Here is a 15,421-nt window from a genome sequence, read left to right on the forward strand (position 1 = left end):
CCTGGTGCCCAGCCGCGTGCACCCGGGCGAGTTCTACGCGCTGCCCCAGTCGCCGCAGATCTACAAGCAGCTGCTGATGGTGAGCGGGTACGACCGCTACTTCCAGATCGCCAAGTGCCTGCGCGACGAGGACCTGCGGGCCGACCGCCAGCCGGAGTTCACGCAGATCGACGCCGAGATGGCGTTCGTGGACGAGGAGGACGTGTTCCGAGTTGGCGAGGGGCTGATGGCAGCCGTCTTCGCCGCCGTGGCCGGGGTGGAGCTGGAAACGCCCTTCCCGCGGATGACGTACGCCGAGGCCATGCGCCGGTACGGCACCGACAAGCCCGACCTGCGCATTCCGCTGGAGATCGTGGACGTCACCGACGTGCTGCGCGGCGCCGACTTCCGCATCTTCCAGGCGACCGAGGGCACGTCGCAGCGCATCCGCGGGCTGCGCATTCCCGGCGGCGCCCGGCTGTCGCGCAAGGAGCTCGACGAGCTGCAGGAGGTCGCCCGGCGAGGCGGTGCGGCGGGCGCGCTGTGGGTGAAGCGGGGGGACGACGGGCTTTCGGGGCAGTTCGCCAAGGCGCTGGACGAGGGGCGTGCGAACAGCTTCTACGACGCGTCGGGCGTGGAGCCGGGAGACCTGTTCGTGGCGGTCGTCGGCCACTTCCGCGGCGAAGGTGAGGCGGCGGGGCCGGAGCTGGACGCGGCGCTGGACGAGCTGCGCCGGCACCTCGGACGCAAGCTGGGGCTGCTGGACGAGAGCCGCCACGCCTGGCTGTGGGTCACGGAGTTTCCCGTCTTCGACTGGGACGCGGAGCACGGCCGGCTGGTGTACGCGCACAACCCCTTCAGCATGCCGGCGGAAGACGCGGTGCAGGCCATCGTCGCCGCCACGGCGAACGGGACGCCCTCCGGCGACGCGGCGCGCGAGCTGTACCGGATGGGGCTGCGCTCGCGGGCGTACGACGCCGTGTACAACGGCAACGAGCTGGCGAGCGGCTCCGTGCGCATCCACGTTCCCGAGGTGCAGCAGGCGGTGTTCACCGCCATGGGGATCGGGCCGGACGAGGCGCAGGCCAAGTTCGGGTTCCTGCTGGAGGCGTACCGGTTCGGCGCGCCGCCCCACGCGGGGTTCGCGTTCGGCTTCGACCGGCTGGTGATGCTGCTGGCGGGTGCGCAGAGCCTGCGCGACGTGGTGGCCTTTCCCAAGACCACCAGCGCCCGCGCCGCGTTTGAGAATGCCCCCACGGCCATCGCCGACGAGCAGCTGGCCGAGGTGCACGTGCGCGTGCGCGAACCTGCGGCAGGATAGGCGCACACGGCGGCACGGTCGGTGTATCACGGCAGGGAGGGGCGGGGAAATCCTCGCCCCTCCGCCGTTGAGAGATGCATCAGGGACGCGACCCGGTTTGGGGCTGGCACAAGTCGAAGGACGGCAAGAGGATAGATGGCTGATCAGAACAATACGGTGCAGCACCGGATTCCGGCGGACGGGGCCGACCCGCTCGCGCTGAGCGGCGTGAACGACGCCACGCTGCTGGAGCTGGGCAAGGCGGCCAACCTGCGCGTGGTGCTGCGCGACGACCACCTGCTGCTTTCGGGCGACCTGCAGGACGTGGAGCGCGCGGTTCCCGTGGCGCAGCACATGGTGGAGATGGCTCGCAACGGCGTGCCCTTCGGCGTGGACGACGTGTCGCGCTACCTGGACGCGTCGCGCTCCGAGAACGGCGTGCGGCGCCTGGCCGACGCGGCGGGGCGAGTGACGGTGCCGGGGCCCAAGAAGACGGTGAGCCCCAAGAGCGAGGGCCAGGCCAAGTACCTGGAGGCCATCGAGAACAACGACGTGGTCATCGGCATCGGGCCGGCGGGCACGGGCAAGACGTACCTGGCCGTGGCCATGGCCGTCGACGCGCTGTACAAGAAGCGGGTGAAGCGCATCATCCTGGCGCGGCCCGCGGTGGAGGCGGGCGAAAACCTGGGCTTCCTGCCGGGCGACCTGCAGGAAAAGATCGACCCCTACCTGCGCCCGCTGTACGACGCGCTGGAGGACATGATCCCGCCCGACCGGCTGCGGCGGGCGATGGAAAGCCGGTCCATCGAGATCGCGCCGCTGGCGTACATGCGCGGCCGCACCCTGCAGGACGCGTTCGTGATCCTGGACGAGGCGCAGAACGCCACGCGCGCGCAGATGAAGATGTTCCTCACCCGCCTGGGGATGAACAGCAAGGCGGTGATTACCGGCGACAAGACGCAGGTGGACCTGCCCCGCCGCGAGGATTCCGGCCTGGTGGAGGTGGAGTCGGTGCTCAAGGGGATCGAGGGGATCGCCTTCTCATACCTGAGCGGCTCCGACGTGATCCGCCACCGCCTGGTGAAGGACATCATCCGCGCGTACGACGCGGCGCGTGGCGAAGTCTCGGACGCGGACGAGAAGCGGGGATGAAGCCCTCCGGGGAGCGCCCCTTCCCCGAACGCCGCGCCGCGCAGCGCGAGCCCGTGGCCCCGGCGCCCCCGGCCGGGATGGCCGCGGTGCTTCACCACGGCCTGCGTGCGGGTGTGCTTCTGGCGGTGGCGGTCGCCGTGCACGCGCTCTTCCCCGCCGCGCAGACGGCGGACGTCCCCGTGCTGGAACGCGGCGTGGTGGCGCGCGACGAGGTGATCGCGCAGGTGCCGTTCTCCGTCCCCAAGTCGCCCGACGAGCTGCTGCGCGAGCGCGACGAGGCGGCGCGCGGGGTGCCTCCCGTGTTCGACTACCGGCCGGGCGCGGCGGACAGCGTTGTCGCCGGGGTCCGCGGGTTCTTCGCCGCGGTGGAGCAGGCGCTGGCCTCGGCGCCCGCCGGGGGCGCACCGCAGGCGGTGCGCGGCGTGCTGGACCGGGCCCGCATCCCCACCACCCTCGGCGCGCTGGAGGTGCTGGCGGACCCGGCGCGCCGCACCCAATTGCAGGCGGCGACGGAGCAGGCCGCGCGCGAGCTGCTTCCCCGCGGCGTGGCGTCGTCGCCGCCCGGGGCGGAGGGGATCTCGGCGGTGCGGGTGAGGGGGCTGGCCGGGGGCGAGCGACTGGTGCCCTCCGACTCGGTGTACACGGCCGACCAGTTCTACCGCGCGGCCCAGGCGCGCCTGCCCGCGGAGGCGGGAGTGGACGCTGCGGAGCTGCAGCGCCTGCTCTTGGTGCGCTGGTTCCGCCCCAGCCTGGCCGAGAACACCTCGTTGACGGGCGCGGCGCGCGCCCGCGCTTCGGCGGCCGTGGACTCGGTGCGCGAGCGCATCCTGGCCGGGCAGCGCATCGTCGGCGCGCGCGAGCAGATCGGCGAGCGCGAGGTGCAGCGGCTGCGCGCCTACCAGGAGGCGCTGCAGGCCCATCCGGGCGAGGCGGCCGGCAGCCACGCCCTGCCGCGGGTGATCGGGGCGGTGCTCTTCAACGCGCTGCTGCTGCTGATCGTCGGCGCGCTCCTCCGCATCGTGCGGCCGGCGATCTACGCCGACGACCGCGCGGTGATCTTTCTGGGGCTGCTGGTGCTGGCCGTGGCGGGAATCGCATCCCCCATCGGCCGGTTCGACCTGCCCCCGGAGCTGATCCCCATCCCCTTCGCCACGCTGGTCGCGGCCGTCCTCTGGGGCGGGCGCCTGGCGCTGGTGCTGGCCCTGGTGCTGGCGCTGCTCCTGGGCGGGCAGCAGCCGTTCGTGGGGATGGTGGTGCCCTTCGAGGCGGCGGTGGCGGGTGCGGCGGCGGCGTTCGGGCTGCGGATGGCGCAGCGGCGCTTTCAGGCGTGGGGGCTGATCGCCGTCATCGCCCTGGCGTACGCGGCGGCGGTGCTGGCCGTGGGGCTGCTGCGGGCGCGCGGGGCCGAGGAGATCGGGTGGGGTATCGTATGGGGCGCGGTGAACGGCATCGGCAGCACGCTGCTGGCCATGGGCTTTCTTCCCGTCGCCGAGTGGTTCACCCGGGTGACCACCAACCAGACGCTGATGGAGCTGGCCGACCCCAAGCACCCGCTCCTGCAGCGGCTATCGCTGGAGGCGCCGGGGACGTACGCGCACACCATCTCCGTCGCCAACCTGGCGGAAGCGGTGTGCAACGCCATCGGCGCCAACGCCCTGCTGGCTCGTGTCGGCGTGTACTATCACGACGTGGGCAAGATCACCAAGCCGCTCTACTTCATCGAGAACCAGCCGCGCGGCCGCAACCCGCACGACCGGCTGAAGCCCGCCATGAGCGCCGCCGTCGTCCGCAGCCACGTCGTCGAGGGGCTGCGGCTGGCGGCGGAGTACCGGCTGCCGCAGGCGGTGCGCGACTTCATCGCCCAGCACCACGGCACGCAGCCCATCTCGTTCTTCATGGAGCAGGCGCGCAAGGCGGACCCCGAGGCGCGGCTGAACCCGGCCGAGTTCTCGTACGGGGGGCCCAGGCCGCAGACGCGCGAGACGGCCGTGGTGATGATCGCCGACTCGGTGGAATCCGCCGCGCGGGTGCTTCACGATCCCACGCCCGAGCGCATCCGCGAGCTGGTGAACCGCATCGTCGACGGGAAGATCGCCGCGGGGCAGCTGGACGAGTGCCCGCTTACGCTTCGCGAGATCACCATTGCCCGCGAAGTGCTCGCCAAGGTGCTGAGCGGAATGTATCATCAGCGCCTCGACTACCCCACGGGCGTGGCCGGCGGCGGGGCCGCGCCGGAACCGAACGGCGCCCGCGCGCGCGCCGAGCAGCCGAACGCGGTGGCGCATGGATGAGATCGACGTCGAAGTGAGCGTGGGCGAGGGGCTGGTGCCCGCCGCGGACGCGGAGCGCATCGAGGCCGCCGTGCGCCACGTCCTCCGCGCCGAGGGCGTGGCGGAGGGCGAGGTTTCCGTCGCCCTCGTGGGCGACGACGAGATCACCGCGCTCAACCGGGAGTGGCTGGACCACGACTGGGCCACGGACGTGATCTCGTTCAACCTGAACGGCCCCGGCGAGCCGCCTCTGGGCGACGTGTACCTGGGCGTGGAGCAGGCGGCGCGGCAGGCGGCGGAGCTGGGGGCGGACCCCGGCGAGGAGCTGCTGCGGCTGGCCGTGCACGGCACCCTTCACGTCCTGGGGTACGAGCATCCGGAGGGCTCCGACCGCGCCGATTCGGAGATGTTCCGGCGCCAGGAGGCGCTGCTTCGCGAGTTCCTGTCCGGCGGCGCGGGCGCGTGACGCCCTCCGCCGGCCCCGTCCACCACTTCGATACACACGTGATGACCTGATGACGGCGATGTCCGCCGCCAGCGACCTGGACCCCATCGAACACCTCCGCGAGCTGCTGGAGGTGGGCGACGACTCTGCGCTGCACGCTTTCCTGGACACCTTCTCGCACGGCTCCGACATCGCCGACCTGCTGGAGCAGCTCGACGAGGACGACCGCGTGCGCGTGCTGTCGGCGCTGGCGCCGGAAGACCCCGGGCTGGCTGCCGACGCGCTGTCGGAGATGGAGCCCGACGAGCACCCGGAAGAGTCGCTGGCCGCGCTGGACCCGCACGACATCGCCGCCGTCGTAGCCGAGCTTTCGGACGACGACGCGGCCGACATGATCGGCGAGATGGGCCCCGAAGACCGCGACCGCGTGCTGGCGGCGCTGTCGCACGAGGACGCGGGCGACATCCGCGACCTGATGGCCTACGACGAAGAGTCGGCCGGCGGCATCATGACGGGCGAGCTCGTCATCGTGGGGACGGGGCTTACGGCGGTGCAGGCCATCGACGAGGTGCGGCGCCAGGCGCAGAACATGGCCGAGTTCTACGGCCTGGTGTTCGTGGTGGACGACCACGAGGTGCTGCAGGGCACCGTGTCGCTGAACTCGCTGGTGACGGCAGACCCGGACACGCCGGTGCGCGGGATGGTGAACGAGCCCATCGCGGTGGTGCTCCCCGACACCGACCAGGAAGAGGTGGGGCGCATCGTGTCGCGCTACAACCTGACCATCGTTCCCGTCGTCGACACGGCGGGGCGGCTGCTGGGCGGCGTGACCTTCGACGACGTGATCGACGTCATCGAGGCCGAGACCACCGAGGACATCCTGAAGTTCGTCGGTGTGTCCGGCGAAGAGGAGATCCGCGGCGGATGGTGGGACGCGGTGCGCTCGCGCCTGCCCTGGCTGATGCTGAACGTGTGCACCGCGGCGGCGGGCGCCACGGTGGTGCTGGTGTTCGAAGAAACCATCCAGGCGCTGACCTTTCTCGCCGTGCTGATGCCCATGGTGGCGGGGCTGGGCGGGAACAGCGGCACGCAGGCGCTGGCGGTGACCATCCGCCGCCTGGCGCTTTCGACGGAAACGGCGGAGCAGCGCTGGTCCATCGTCCGCAAGGAGCTGCTGGTGGGGCTGGGCAACGGCCTGGTGATCGGGTTGATCGTTTCGGGGCTGGCGTGGACGCTGGAGGGGAATCCGCTGGTGGGGATGGTGGTGATGCTGGCCATGTGGATGAACCTGACCGTAGGCAGCTTTGCGGGGGCGTTCGTGCCCATCATGCTGGAGCGGTTCAAGGTGGACCCGGCCGTGGCATCGTCCATCTTCGTGACTGCGTTTACGGACATGTGCGGGTTCTTCCTGCTGCTGGGGCTGGCGACGAAGTTCTTGATGTGAGGGCCCTCACCCGGCCGCGCTGACACGCGTGCCACCCTCTCCCGCAAGCGGGCGAGGGTGTACACTTCGGGGATGACGTGTGGCAAGCAGGCTCGGTGCTCGGGCCGGCGCCCCCCATCCCCAGCCCTTCCCCCGCAAACTGCGCGGGGGAAGGGGGTCAGTCCGGCGCGTCGGCCGAAGCGGCGTAGCCTGTCATCCTGAGGCCCAGGCGCGCCGGACCTGCCCGTACGCCGAACCTCGCGGGCCGAAGGATCTAGCCGCGGATGCGTAATCGATTGGGCGCGGCAGCGGTGAGGGATGTAGGGGCCTCGGATGTCTCGGGGTCCTCCTCGCGTCGGCGTTAGGGCGCGCGTTGGAGCGAAGCCCCGGGCCTCCGTCCGGGCGGTTGAAACCGCGGCTGGAACTTCACGAAGGTCCGCCTTCGCGGACTGCACGGGCAGGTAGAGCGCGCGCGGCCAGCGGAGGATGCGCCGCATCGTTTGTAAGCGCACTCACGGACTCACGCGCTGTCTTTCATCCCTCTTGAACACCGTCCATCTTCGGTGTATCTTCGCTCATGCTTTCCGAGCTGCGGATCCGCAACTTCGCGCTGATCGACCGGCTTTCGGTTCGGCTGGGTCCGGGGCTCAACGTGCTCACCGGCGAAACAGGCGCGGGCAAATCCATCATCGTGGGCGCGCTTTCGCTCCTGCTCGGTGAGCGCGCGTCCGCCGACGTGGTGCGCGCGGGCGAGGACCGGGCGTCCGTTGAAGGCGTGTTCGATGTCGCCGGGCGTGAGGACGTGGGCCGCATTCTGGACGAGCGCGGCATCGATCCCGACGAGGACGGCGTGCTGGTGCTGAAGCGCGAGGTGGCCGCCGCCGGCCGCAATCGCGCGTGGGTGAACGGTTCGCCCACGACGGCCGCCGTGCTGGGCGAGCTGGGCCGTGCGCTGGTGGACCTGCACGGCCAGCACGAGCACCAGACGCTGCTGAAGCGCGACGAGCAGCGGGCCATTCTGGATGCCTACGGCGGCCACGGGGAGATGCTGTCCGCCGTCCGCGAGGCGCACCGCGATGCCGTGGCCCTGCGCCGCGACATAGCCGAGCTCGACACGCGGCGGCGCGACGCGGCGCAGCGCGCGGACTTCCTGCGCTTTCAGGCCGACGAGATCGCGGCGGCCTCGCTGAAGCCGGGCGAGGAGGAGGAGATGGAGGACGAGGCCCGCCGGCTGAGCCACTCCGAAGAGCTGCAGGCGCTCTCGGGTGGACTTGCCGACGCGGTCAGCGGCTCCGAGGGAGCGCTGCTTCACGAGGTGGGCAGCCTGCGGCGGCAGATCGACAGCCTGGTGCGCATCGACCCGGCCCAGGAAGACGTCCGCGAGCTGTACGACACCGTCTACTACTCGCTGCAGGAGCTGGGCGAGCGGATGGAGCGGTACAGCTCCACCATCGAGCACGACCCGCGGCGCCTGGAAGAGATCCGCCGCCGGCAGGACCTGGTCTTTCGCCTGAAATCCAAGTACGGGCAGACGCTGGACGAGGTGATCGAGGTGGGCCGGCGCGCGCGGGCGGAGCTGGACCTGGTGGAGGGCGCCGAGTGGGAGCTCGGGGGATTGAAGAAGAAGCTCGCCGCGGCCGAAGAGGCGCTCGCCGCGGCCGCCGCGAGCCTGACCGCCGCGCGTGAGACCGCCATGGAGCGCCTGTCCGTGGAGGTGAGCGCGGTGCTCCCAGAGCTGGGAATGAGCAATGGCGCGGTGTTCCGCGCCGAGCGCGTTCCCCTGGCGCAGGCGGGCGCCTTTGGGGCCGAGGAGGTGGAGTTCCGCGTGTCGCTGAACCGCGGATTCGACCCCAAGGCCCTGTCTCACGTGGCATCGGGCGGCGAGATGTCGCGCATCATGCTGGCGCTGAAGACCATCCTCGCTCGGCTGGACTCGGTGCCCACGCTGGTGTTCGACGAGGTGGACGCGGGGATCGGCGGGCGGGTGGGGCTGCAGGTGGGCGACAAGATGCGGGAGGTGGCGGGCACTCACCAGGTGTTCGCGATCACGCACCTTCCGCAGATCGCCAGCCGCGCGCACGTGCACCTGCTGGTGCGAAAGGGCGAGCGCGACGGCCGCACGACCACGGAGGTAACGCCCCTGGAGTCGGCCGATCGCGTGCAGGAGATTGCCCGCATGCTGGGCGGCGACCCCGAGAGTGCCGTGTCGCTGGAGCACGCGGCCGAACTGCTGGAGCGCGGGGTGGGGGTATAAGGTCGGCTACGGCCGCGGTGTCCACGAGGCCAGGGCGTGCCACCAGCCGTCCGACACACCGAAGCAGGCCAGTCCACGCAGGTGGACTTCGTGTGGTCGTTGCAGCGAATTCATTCGCCCGCGGCCCCCGCGCCTCAAGGTTTCATGTCGCTGCCGCGCCCGGGTCTCGTGGCATCCCAGGCTAGATCTTTCGGCCCGCATGGGATGGATTGCGGGCGAGTTCGGTGCGCTTGGGCCTCTGGATGACAGGGTGCCGGGGGCGTTCGGACAGGAGAGCGTCCCGATGTAGAAACACCCCCGCGGTCTCTTGGCCGTGGGGGTATTTGCGTGCTGTCGGTCGGTCGCCTCGTTCAGCGCCGCTCGTGAGCGGGTGGACGCCCGCCGCTGGTTGTCGGCGTGCCGGGAGGCGCGGGTGGGGTGCCCGGTGGCGACGGGTCAGGCGTCGCAGGTTCGGTCGCGGGCACGGTGGCCGCTGGAGCCGGGGCGGTGGTGTCCGCCGGGACCGGTGGGGGCGGCGGGATGCTGTCCGGACCGGGGAGCAAGCCCGGGTGCGGATGGAAGCGGCCGATGATGCGTACCTGGCTGTACGCGGGCGCCTCACCGCTTCCCGCGAAGGCCGAGAGCACGGAAACGTCGACCTCCACCGGCACGGCCGCCTGGCCGAGCGAATACGCCCGGAGCGTGCTGTACCGCGCGCCGATCCCCGCCGCGTGCGCCATCCACGAGTCGAGAGTCTCCACGGGCGACGGCAGCACGTCTCCCGTGTACGTGGTGGCACCCGCCCGCGTGAACGCGTACTGGCCCGCGAACGAGAGCTCGCGCGTCAGCCGCCAGCGCGGGACCACGTTGAAGGCCAGCTGCGACCCCGGCTCGCGGCGCACCGTGCGTACCGCGCTGTCGGGCGGAAAGGGGCGGTCCGCTGCGAAGGCGAGGCGCTGCACGTCTGCCGGCAGCAGCACGTCGAGGCTGGCGGAGGTGCTGATCAGCCACCGGCGGGAGAGGAAGACGTCGTTGAACGCGTCCACCCCCAGGCCGAAGTGGCCGCCCCCCGGCACCAACTCGGTGCGGAACATCGTGCCGCGTGCCCCCGTGGGAAGACGGCCGCGCACGCCGACCGATGTCCGCACGGCGCGGCGCTGGACGGTGTCGGGGATGGGCCACCCCGGCGGGCCCGGCGTCAGCAGGAAGCGCGCGCCCACCTGCACGTCGCCGAAGCGGTAGCCCCGGCTGTTCGAGAGCGAATCGAACGCGGCCAGCTGCTGGTTCGGCTGCAGATTGGCGAAGTCGACCGTGGCGGTTGGCAGGTTCAGCGTGTCTGTGCCGCGCTTGCGGAGCAGCGCCTGGAGCGAGTCGCCCAATTGCGAGCCGCGCGTGGGCAGCAGCAGTCCGCCGCCGTAGCCCGCCAGCGCCGAGTCGATCTTGGCCAGGGCGGCGCGGTTCTTCACCGCGTCGGGATTCACTCCCACGTTGCCGCCCAGCAGGAACGGCCCCAGCGACGAGACGCCGCGCCGCTCGATGGGCACCGTGGCGAACACGGTGATACGGTCGCGCCAGCCGTAGCGCACGGTGAGCGGCACCTGCCGTACGTCGGCGCGCAGCCGGAGCGAGGTGGTGCCCGGAACGAGCGAGTCGGGAAGGGGACTGCCGCCGGTGAGCCTTGCCCACAGCTGGCGCGTTCCCACGTTGGCCTTGGCCAGCGAATCGCCCAGCGCCTGCAGGGCGAGGTCCTGGAACGGCTGGGCGAACTCCGAACCGAGGCCGTCGCCGCCCAGATTGCGCTGGTAATGGGTGAAAACGCCCGCTCCGGTCAGTTCCAGCTTGCCGCGGGGCAGCACCCATGCGTCGGCGTCCTGCGCCGGCGCAGGCACGGCGGCCAGCAGCAGGAGCGTCAGCGCGAGGGGGGTGCGAAAAGGCAGATTCATCCGCCGGAAACGTAGTCGGGGTGTGCAGGGAAATCCGCGAAAAAGGGCGCGGCTGCGGCGGGGACGCTAGCGCACGCGCCGGGCGCTGTCAAACGCACCGGGCCTGAAATCACGCGGGCCCGCGGGGTTGACGGTCCACCGTATGGTACATACATTTGCCGGGCGCTGAGGGTCCCTGCCGGGGCCCTCTCGCGTGTGGCGCCGTAGCCAAGTGGTAAGGCAGAGGACTGCAAATCCTCCATCCCCGGTTCGAATCCGGGCGGCGCCTCTGGGCAGGAACGCCCGGCCGGGCGGTTGACGATCTCCGGCCAGGCTGTTAGGTTGCAAGGCTCCAACCAGCCACGCCCCGTTCGTCTAGTGGCCTAGGACATGGCCCTCTCAAGGCCAAAACACGGGTTCGATTCCCGTACGGGGTATAGCAGGTTTCTGGAGGGCAAAGGGTCAGGTCCCCGCAGGAAGCAGCCCACCTTCCGGCGCGGGCGCGGATAACCTCCGGCCCGCGATACGGTCGTTTAGCTCAGCTGGTCCAGAGCGCTCGCTTCACACGCGAGAGGTCGTAGGTTCGAATCCTACAACGACCATTGCAGCCCCGCGGCATCGCTCGGATGCCGCGGGGCTACTTGCGTTCGTCTCATCCCGGTTGTCCTCGGCTCCGCGTTGGGTCGCGCGGAGGACGCGGAGGAAACCACAGAGTCCCCTGCAGTTTCTCCGCGACCTCCGCGCCTCCGCGTGAGACTCCTTTTCGTTATGTCTTGACTTTCGCACCCAAGTGCTGAATATTCTGCATGTGCTGATTATTCCGCACGTGATGCGCCCTCGCCCCCGAGTCCCGCCGGCATGGAAGCCCAGACCCAATCCGAGCTGAGCCGCAGAGAGCGGCAGATCATGGACATCGTCTACCGGCGCGGCAAGGCGACGGCCGCCGACGTGCTCGACGATCTTCCCGATCCGCCGACCTACTCCGCCGTGCGCGCCGCGCTGCGCCTGCTGGAAGAAAAGGGGCTGCTGAACCACGAGATGGATGGCAAGCGCTACGTCTATCTGCCCACCACGCCCCGGACGCAGGCGCGCACCACGGCCCTGCGCCACCTGCTGCGGACGTTCTTCAACGGCAGCCCGGAGCAGGTGGTGAACGCGCTCATCGAAGATTCGCAGCCTTCGCCCGCGGAGCTGGAGCGGCTGGCGAGGCTGATCGAGCAGGCCCGCAACGGCGAGGAGGGGCAATGACGGATTCGGCACTGTTCCTGGCCGTCGCCGATGCAGCGGTTCGTGGCACCCTGGTGCTGCTGGCGGCTCTGGCCGCCACGGGGCTGATGCGCCGCTCGTCTGCCTCCGCCCGGCACCTGGTTTGGCTGGCGGCGCTGGCCGCGCTCCTTCTTCTGCCGTTGGCGCGCAGCTTCGTCCCGGAGTGGCGGGTGCTCCCGCTGCCCACGGCGCCCCTCGCCTCGTCCCCGGACGTTGCTTCCGCGCCGGCTTCCATCGATCGCCCGTCCGAGATCGCCTCGTCCGCATCCGCACCGGCGTCCACGGCTCCGGCTGTCGTGCCGGCCGAGCGGTGGTGGGTGTCGATGGACTGGATTCGCCTGGCGCTGATGGTGTGGGCTGCGGGCGTTCTGCTGTTCGGGCTGCGGCTGGCGTACGGTGTGGCGCGCATCCGGTGGATCGAGCGGCGCGCGACGGAGCTGACGGATGACGAGTGGGTGACGCTGACCGACGGCCTGGCGCGGCGCCTTCGCCTGGGGCGCATCGTGCGGCTGCTGCGCGAGCCCGCGGCCACGGTGCCCATGACGTGGGGCGTGTTCCATCCCGTCGTCCTCCTTCCCGCCGAGTCCGACCAGTGGGAATCGGAGCGGCGGCGCGTGGTGCTGGCGCACGAGCTGGCGCACGTGGGCCGCTGGGACGCGGCCACGCAGTGGATCGCCCACGTCGCACTCGTGGTGTTCTGGTTCAACCCGCTGGTGTGGGTAGCCGCGCGCAAGCTGCGCGAAGAGCGCGAGCACGCCTGCGACGACGCGGTGCTGGCCATCGGCACGCGGGCCGCGGACTACGCCGACCACCTGCTGGACATCGTCCGCAAGCTGGGTTCATCCAACGGCCCCACTCCCGCGCTGGCGATGGCGCGCCGCAGCCAGTTCGAGGGGCGTCTGCTGGCCATCCTGGACAACGCGGTGCGCCGCAACGGCGTCAGCCGCACCGCCGGGCTGGCGACGGCCGCCGCGGCGCTGGTGTGCATGCTGCCGCTGGCCGCTCTCCGGCCGGCGCCGGCCGCCGAGGTGCCGGTCACCATCGTGGCTCTGCCGGTTGATGAGCCGCTCGCGTCGAAGTCGAGCATCGCGACGCCTGGCATCGAAACGCCGGCCGTCGCCACGGTGCTGCGCCCGGAGAAGGCGAGCGAGCCGTCCACGATCGCGCCTCGCGTGATCGAGAACGTCGAGCGGCTGTCCGCCCCGGCGGCTGAACCCAAAGCACCAGCGGGCGCACCCGTGGTGAAGGCCGGAAGCAGCGATGGCGACGCCGCGGCCGTGCTGCGCGAGGCGATCGGCCGCGCGGATCCCGGGCTGTACGCCGAGATCATCCGCGCCGCCGAAGACATCAAGTCCGCCTCGGCGCGGCGGCTGGTGCTGACGGGGCTGCTGGAGAAGAGCGACCTGAGCGCCGCGAACATCGCCGCCATCGTAGCCGCGACGCGCACGATGGACTCGGACCTGGAAAAGCGCATCGTCCTGGCCGCCGTCACCGAGCACCGCACCTTCCGCGCGAGCGCTTCGCTGCCGCCGGCGATGGCATCGGCGCTGGAGTCGTTCTCGTCGTCACTGGAGCAGCGCATCGTCATGACGGGGCTGTGGGAGGCGCGGCGCTGGGACACACCCTCGCTCGCCGCCATCTTCCGCGTGGTCCCGGACGTCGATTCGGACCTGGAGCGCCGCATCATCCTTACCGGCGCGGCGGCGCGGCAGACGGTGCAGGGGAGCGCGCGCGAGGCGTACCTGGCCGCGGCGCGCTCCATCGAGAGCGAGATGGAGCGCGGGCTTGCGCTGAACGCGCTGACGTCGGGCTCGACCACCGCCGCTACCACCTCCAGCCGGCCGCGCTCGGGGTCGGGAACGAGCGCGCCCCGCGGCGCCTCGGGCGAGGCGCAGTGGGACAGCGACATCGAGCTCGACGGGATGCGCAACGGGAAGCCGTGCTACGTGGAGCTTCACGCGAGCAAGGTGATCTTCGGGACCGCGCGCTCCGACATCCGCCGCATTCTCCCTGGCGGGCGGCTGCACCTGGAGCGGCGCTACGACGGGCACGTGCACATCGTCCGCGGCGTGCCGGGCGAGGGCGGCCGGCCGGTGTTCACCTACACGGTCGACGGACGGCAGCGCCCGTTCGAAACCGAGGGCCGCGCCTGGATGAACGCGTTCATCCGCGAATACACGGGAGCCTGAGCCACACGGCCGCCGGGCCGCGCGCCCGGCGTTTCGTTGCTATCAAGTGCTGATTTTTCACCCCTTTGCACCGGAGAACGACCATGATCCGTACACTTTCCCTCGCCGCGGCGCTGCTGCTGGCCGTTCCCGCGTGCGCCCAGCGCCACGAAACCAGCGAGCGGACGCACATCGTCCAGGAGAACAACGGGCACCGGCTGGAGGTGCGCATGCGCGGCGACGTGGATTTCAACGACGACGGCAACTGGGTGCAGCGCGTGAGCCCCGGCGGCAGCCTGATGGTGGAGGAGCGCAGCCGGGGAACCACGCGCCGCGTGGACTTCACCCCCGGCGAGGGCGGGCGCGTCGACGTTCGCTACCAGGTGGACGGACGCGCACGGCAGATGGATGCGCGCGGGCGCGAGTGGGCCAGCGTGGCGATCCTGCAGGCGGTGCGCGGCAGCGGCCTGGGCGCGCGCGAGCGGGTGGCGCACCTCCGCCAGCGTGGCGGCGTCCCCGCCGTGCTGAACGAGGTGGGCCAGATGCGCGGGGACGGGGCGCGTCGCGCCTACTACCAGGCGCTGCTCACGGGCCAGCCGCTTTCCCCGGCGGACATGTCGCGGGTGATGGCGGACGTAGATCGCCGGATGAGTTCGGACTCGGAGCGGCGGATCGTCCTCGTCCACGCGCTGGAGCACGCGCGCGGCGAGGGTGCCATGCGAGCGATCCTCGAGGCGGCGGGCGGGATGGACTCCGACATGGAGACGCGCATCGTTCTGAGCCACGCGCTGGACCAGGGCCGGCTGCCGGCGGGCGCCCAGCAGGCGTTCTTCCACGCGGTGGATGGAATGGGGAGCGACATGGAGCGGCGGATCGTCCTTACCCGCTGGCTGGAGCGCGGCGGAGCGGCGGACGCGGCGTTCTTCCGCGCAGTGGACGGCATCGACAGCGACATGGAACGCCGGATCGTGCTGACGCAGGCGCTCCGGGGTGGATCCAGCGAGGCATCCACCGTGGCCGCCCTGCACTCCGCGGCGCGCATGAGTTCGGACATGGAGAAGCGGATCGTGCTGTCGCAGGTGCCGGCGGCGCAGCTGCGCAACGGCCGCGTGACCGCCGCCTACCGCGCGGTGGTGGATCGCATGAGATCCGACCACGAGCGCTCCATCGCCCTGCAGCGGCTGGCGCGCGGCAGCTGATCGTATCGAACCAGTGAAGGGGCGGACGCGCGCCGCCCCTGCTTTCCATCCTGATGTGCTGACA

Annotated in this window: 10 protein-coding genes and 3 tRNA genes; 12 read left to right on the plus strand and 1 reads right to left on the minus strand. The window is 71.2% G+C overall.

Translation table 11 applies throughout. The features are described from left to right. From aspS to recN, 6 genes are all read left to right on the plus strand, one after another. On the plus strand, positions 1-1,300 hold a 1,300-nt coding region (gene aspS, locus VIB55_RS02800), incomplete at its 5' end, for an aspartate--tRNA ligase (RefSeq protein WP_331875145.1). 135 nt (positions 1,301-1,435) lie between these two features. Beyond that, on the plus strand, positions 1,436-2,431 hold the full coding sequence (locus VIB55_RS02805) for a PhoH family protein (protein ID WP_331021343.1): 996 nt from the start codon (positions 1,436-1,438) through the stop codon (positions 2,429-2,431). Next, entirely contained in the window at positions 2,428-4,722 is a 2,295-nt protein-coding gene (locus tag VIB55_RS02810) for an HDIG domain-containing metalloprotein (RefSeq protein ID WP_331875146.1), read from the plus strand. The genes VIB55_RS02805 and VIB55_RS02810 overlap by 4 nt, the downstream gene beginning before the upstream one ends. After that, positions 4,715-5,167 carry an rRNA maturation RNase YbeY gene (ybeY, locus tag VIB55_RS02815; RefSeq protein ID WP_331875147.1) on the plus strand — a complete coding sequence of 151 codons (453 nt, stop codon included), beginning with the start codon at positions 4,715-4,717 and terminating at the stop codon, positions 5,165-5,167. Before VIB55_RS02810 ends, ybeY begins: the two co-directional genes overlap by 8 nt. A 58-nt stretch (positions 5,168-5,225) precedes the next feature. Beyond that, positions 5,226-6,590, plus strand: a complete 1,365-nt coding sequence (mgtE, locus tag VIB55_RS02820) for a magnesium transporter (RefSeq protein ID WP_331875148.1) — start codon at positions 5,226-5,228, stop codon at positions 6,588-6,590. A 556-nt stretch (positions 6,591-7,146) separates the two neighbouring features. Then, positions 7,147-8,823, plus strand: a complete 1,677-nt coding sequence (gene recN / locus VIB55_RS02825) for a DNA repair protein RecN (RefSeq protein ID WP_331875149.1) — start codon at positions 7,147-7,149, stop codon at positions 8,821-8,823. A gap of 350 nt (positions 8,824-9,173) precedes the next feature. Here recN and VIB55_RS02830 read toward each other — a convergent pair whose 3' ends face one another. After that, complete coding sequence (locus tag VIB55_RS02830) at positions 9,174-10,745, minus strand: hypothetical protein (protein ID WP_331875150.1); 1,572 nt, start codon at positions 10,743-10,745, stop codon at positions 9,174-9,176. A 197-nt stretch (positions 10,746-10,942) separates the two neighbouring features. On the opposite strand from VIB55_RS02830, the gene VIB55_RS02835 reads away from it, so the two are divergent. The 6 genes from VIB55_RS02835 (at position 10,943) to VIB55_RS02860 (ending at position 15,357) form a co-directional block, all read left to right on the plus strand. Continuing rightward, positions 10,943-11,013: transfer RNA gene (locus tag VIB55_RS02835), tRNA-Cys, on the plus strand. Between the two features lie 75 nt (positions 11,014-11,088). After that, positions 11,089-11,161, plus strand: a tRNA-Glu gene (locus VIB55_RS02840). 90 nt (positions 11,162-11,251) lie between these two features. After that, positions 11,252-11,326 (plus strand) — tRNA-Val (locus VIB55_RS02845). Positions 11,327-11,582: 256 nt separating this feature from the next. Further along, positions 11,583-11,972, plus strand: coding sequence for a BlaI/MecI/CopY family transcriptional regulator (locus VIB55_RS02850; protein WP_331875151.1), 390 nt, complete (start codon positions 11,583-11,585; stop codon positions 11,970-11,972). Beyond that, complete coding sequence (locus tag VIB55_RS02855) at positions 11,969-14,179, plus strand: M56 family metallopeptidase (RefSeq protein ID WP_331875152.1); 2,211 nt, start codon at positions 11,969-11,971, stop codon at positions 14,177-14,179. Before VIB55_RS02850 ends, VIB55_RS02855 begins: the two co-directional genes overlap by 4 nt. Positions 14,180-14,262: 83 nt before the next feature. Then, entirely contained in the window at positions 14,263-15,357 is a 1,095-nt protein-coding gene (locus VIB55_RS02860; protein ID WP_331875153.1) for a hypothetical protein, read from the plus strand. Positions 15,358-15,421 lie beyond the last annotated feature (64 nt).

This window comes from Longimicrobium sp. (assembly GCF_036554565.1).
GTDB lineage: Bacteria > Gemmatimonadota > Gemmatimonadetes > Longimicrobiales > Longimicrobiaceae > Longimicrobium.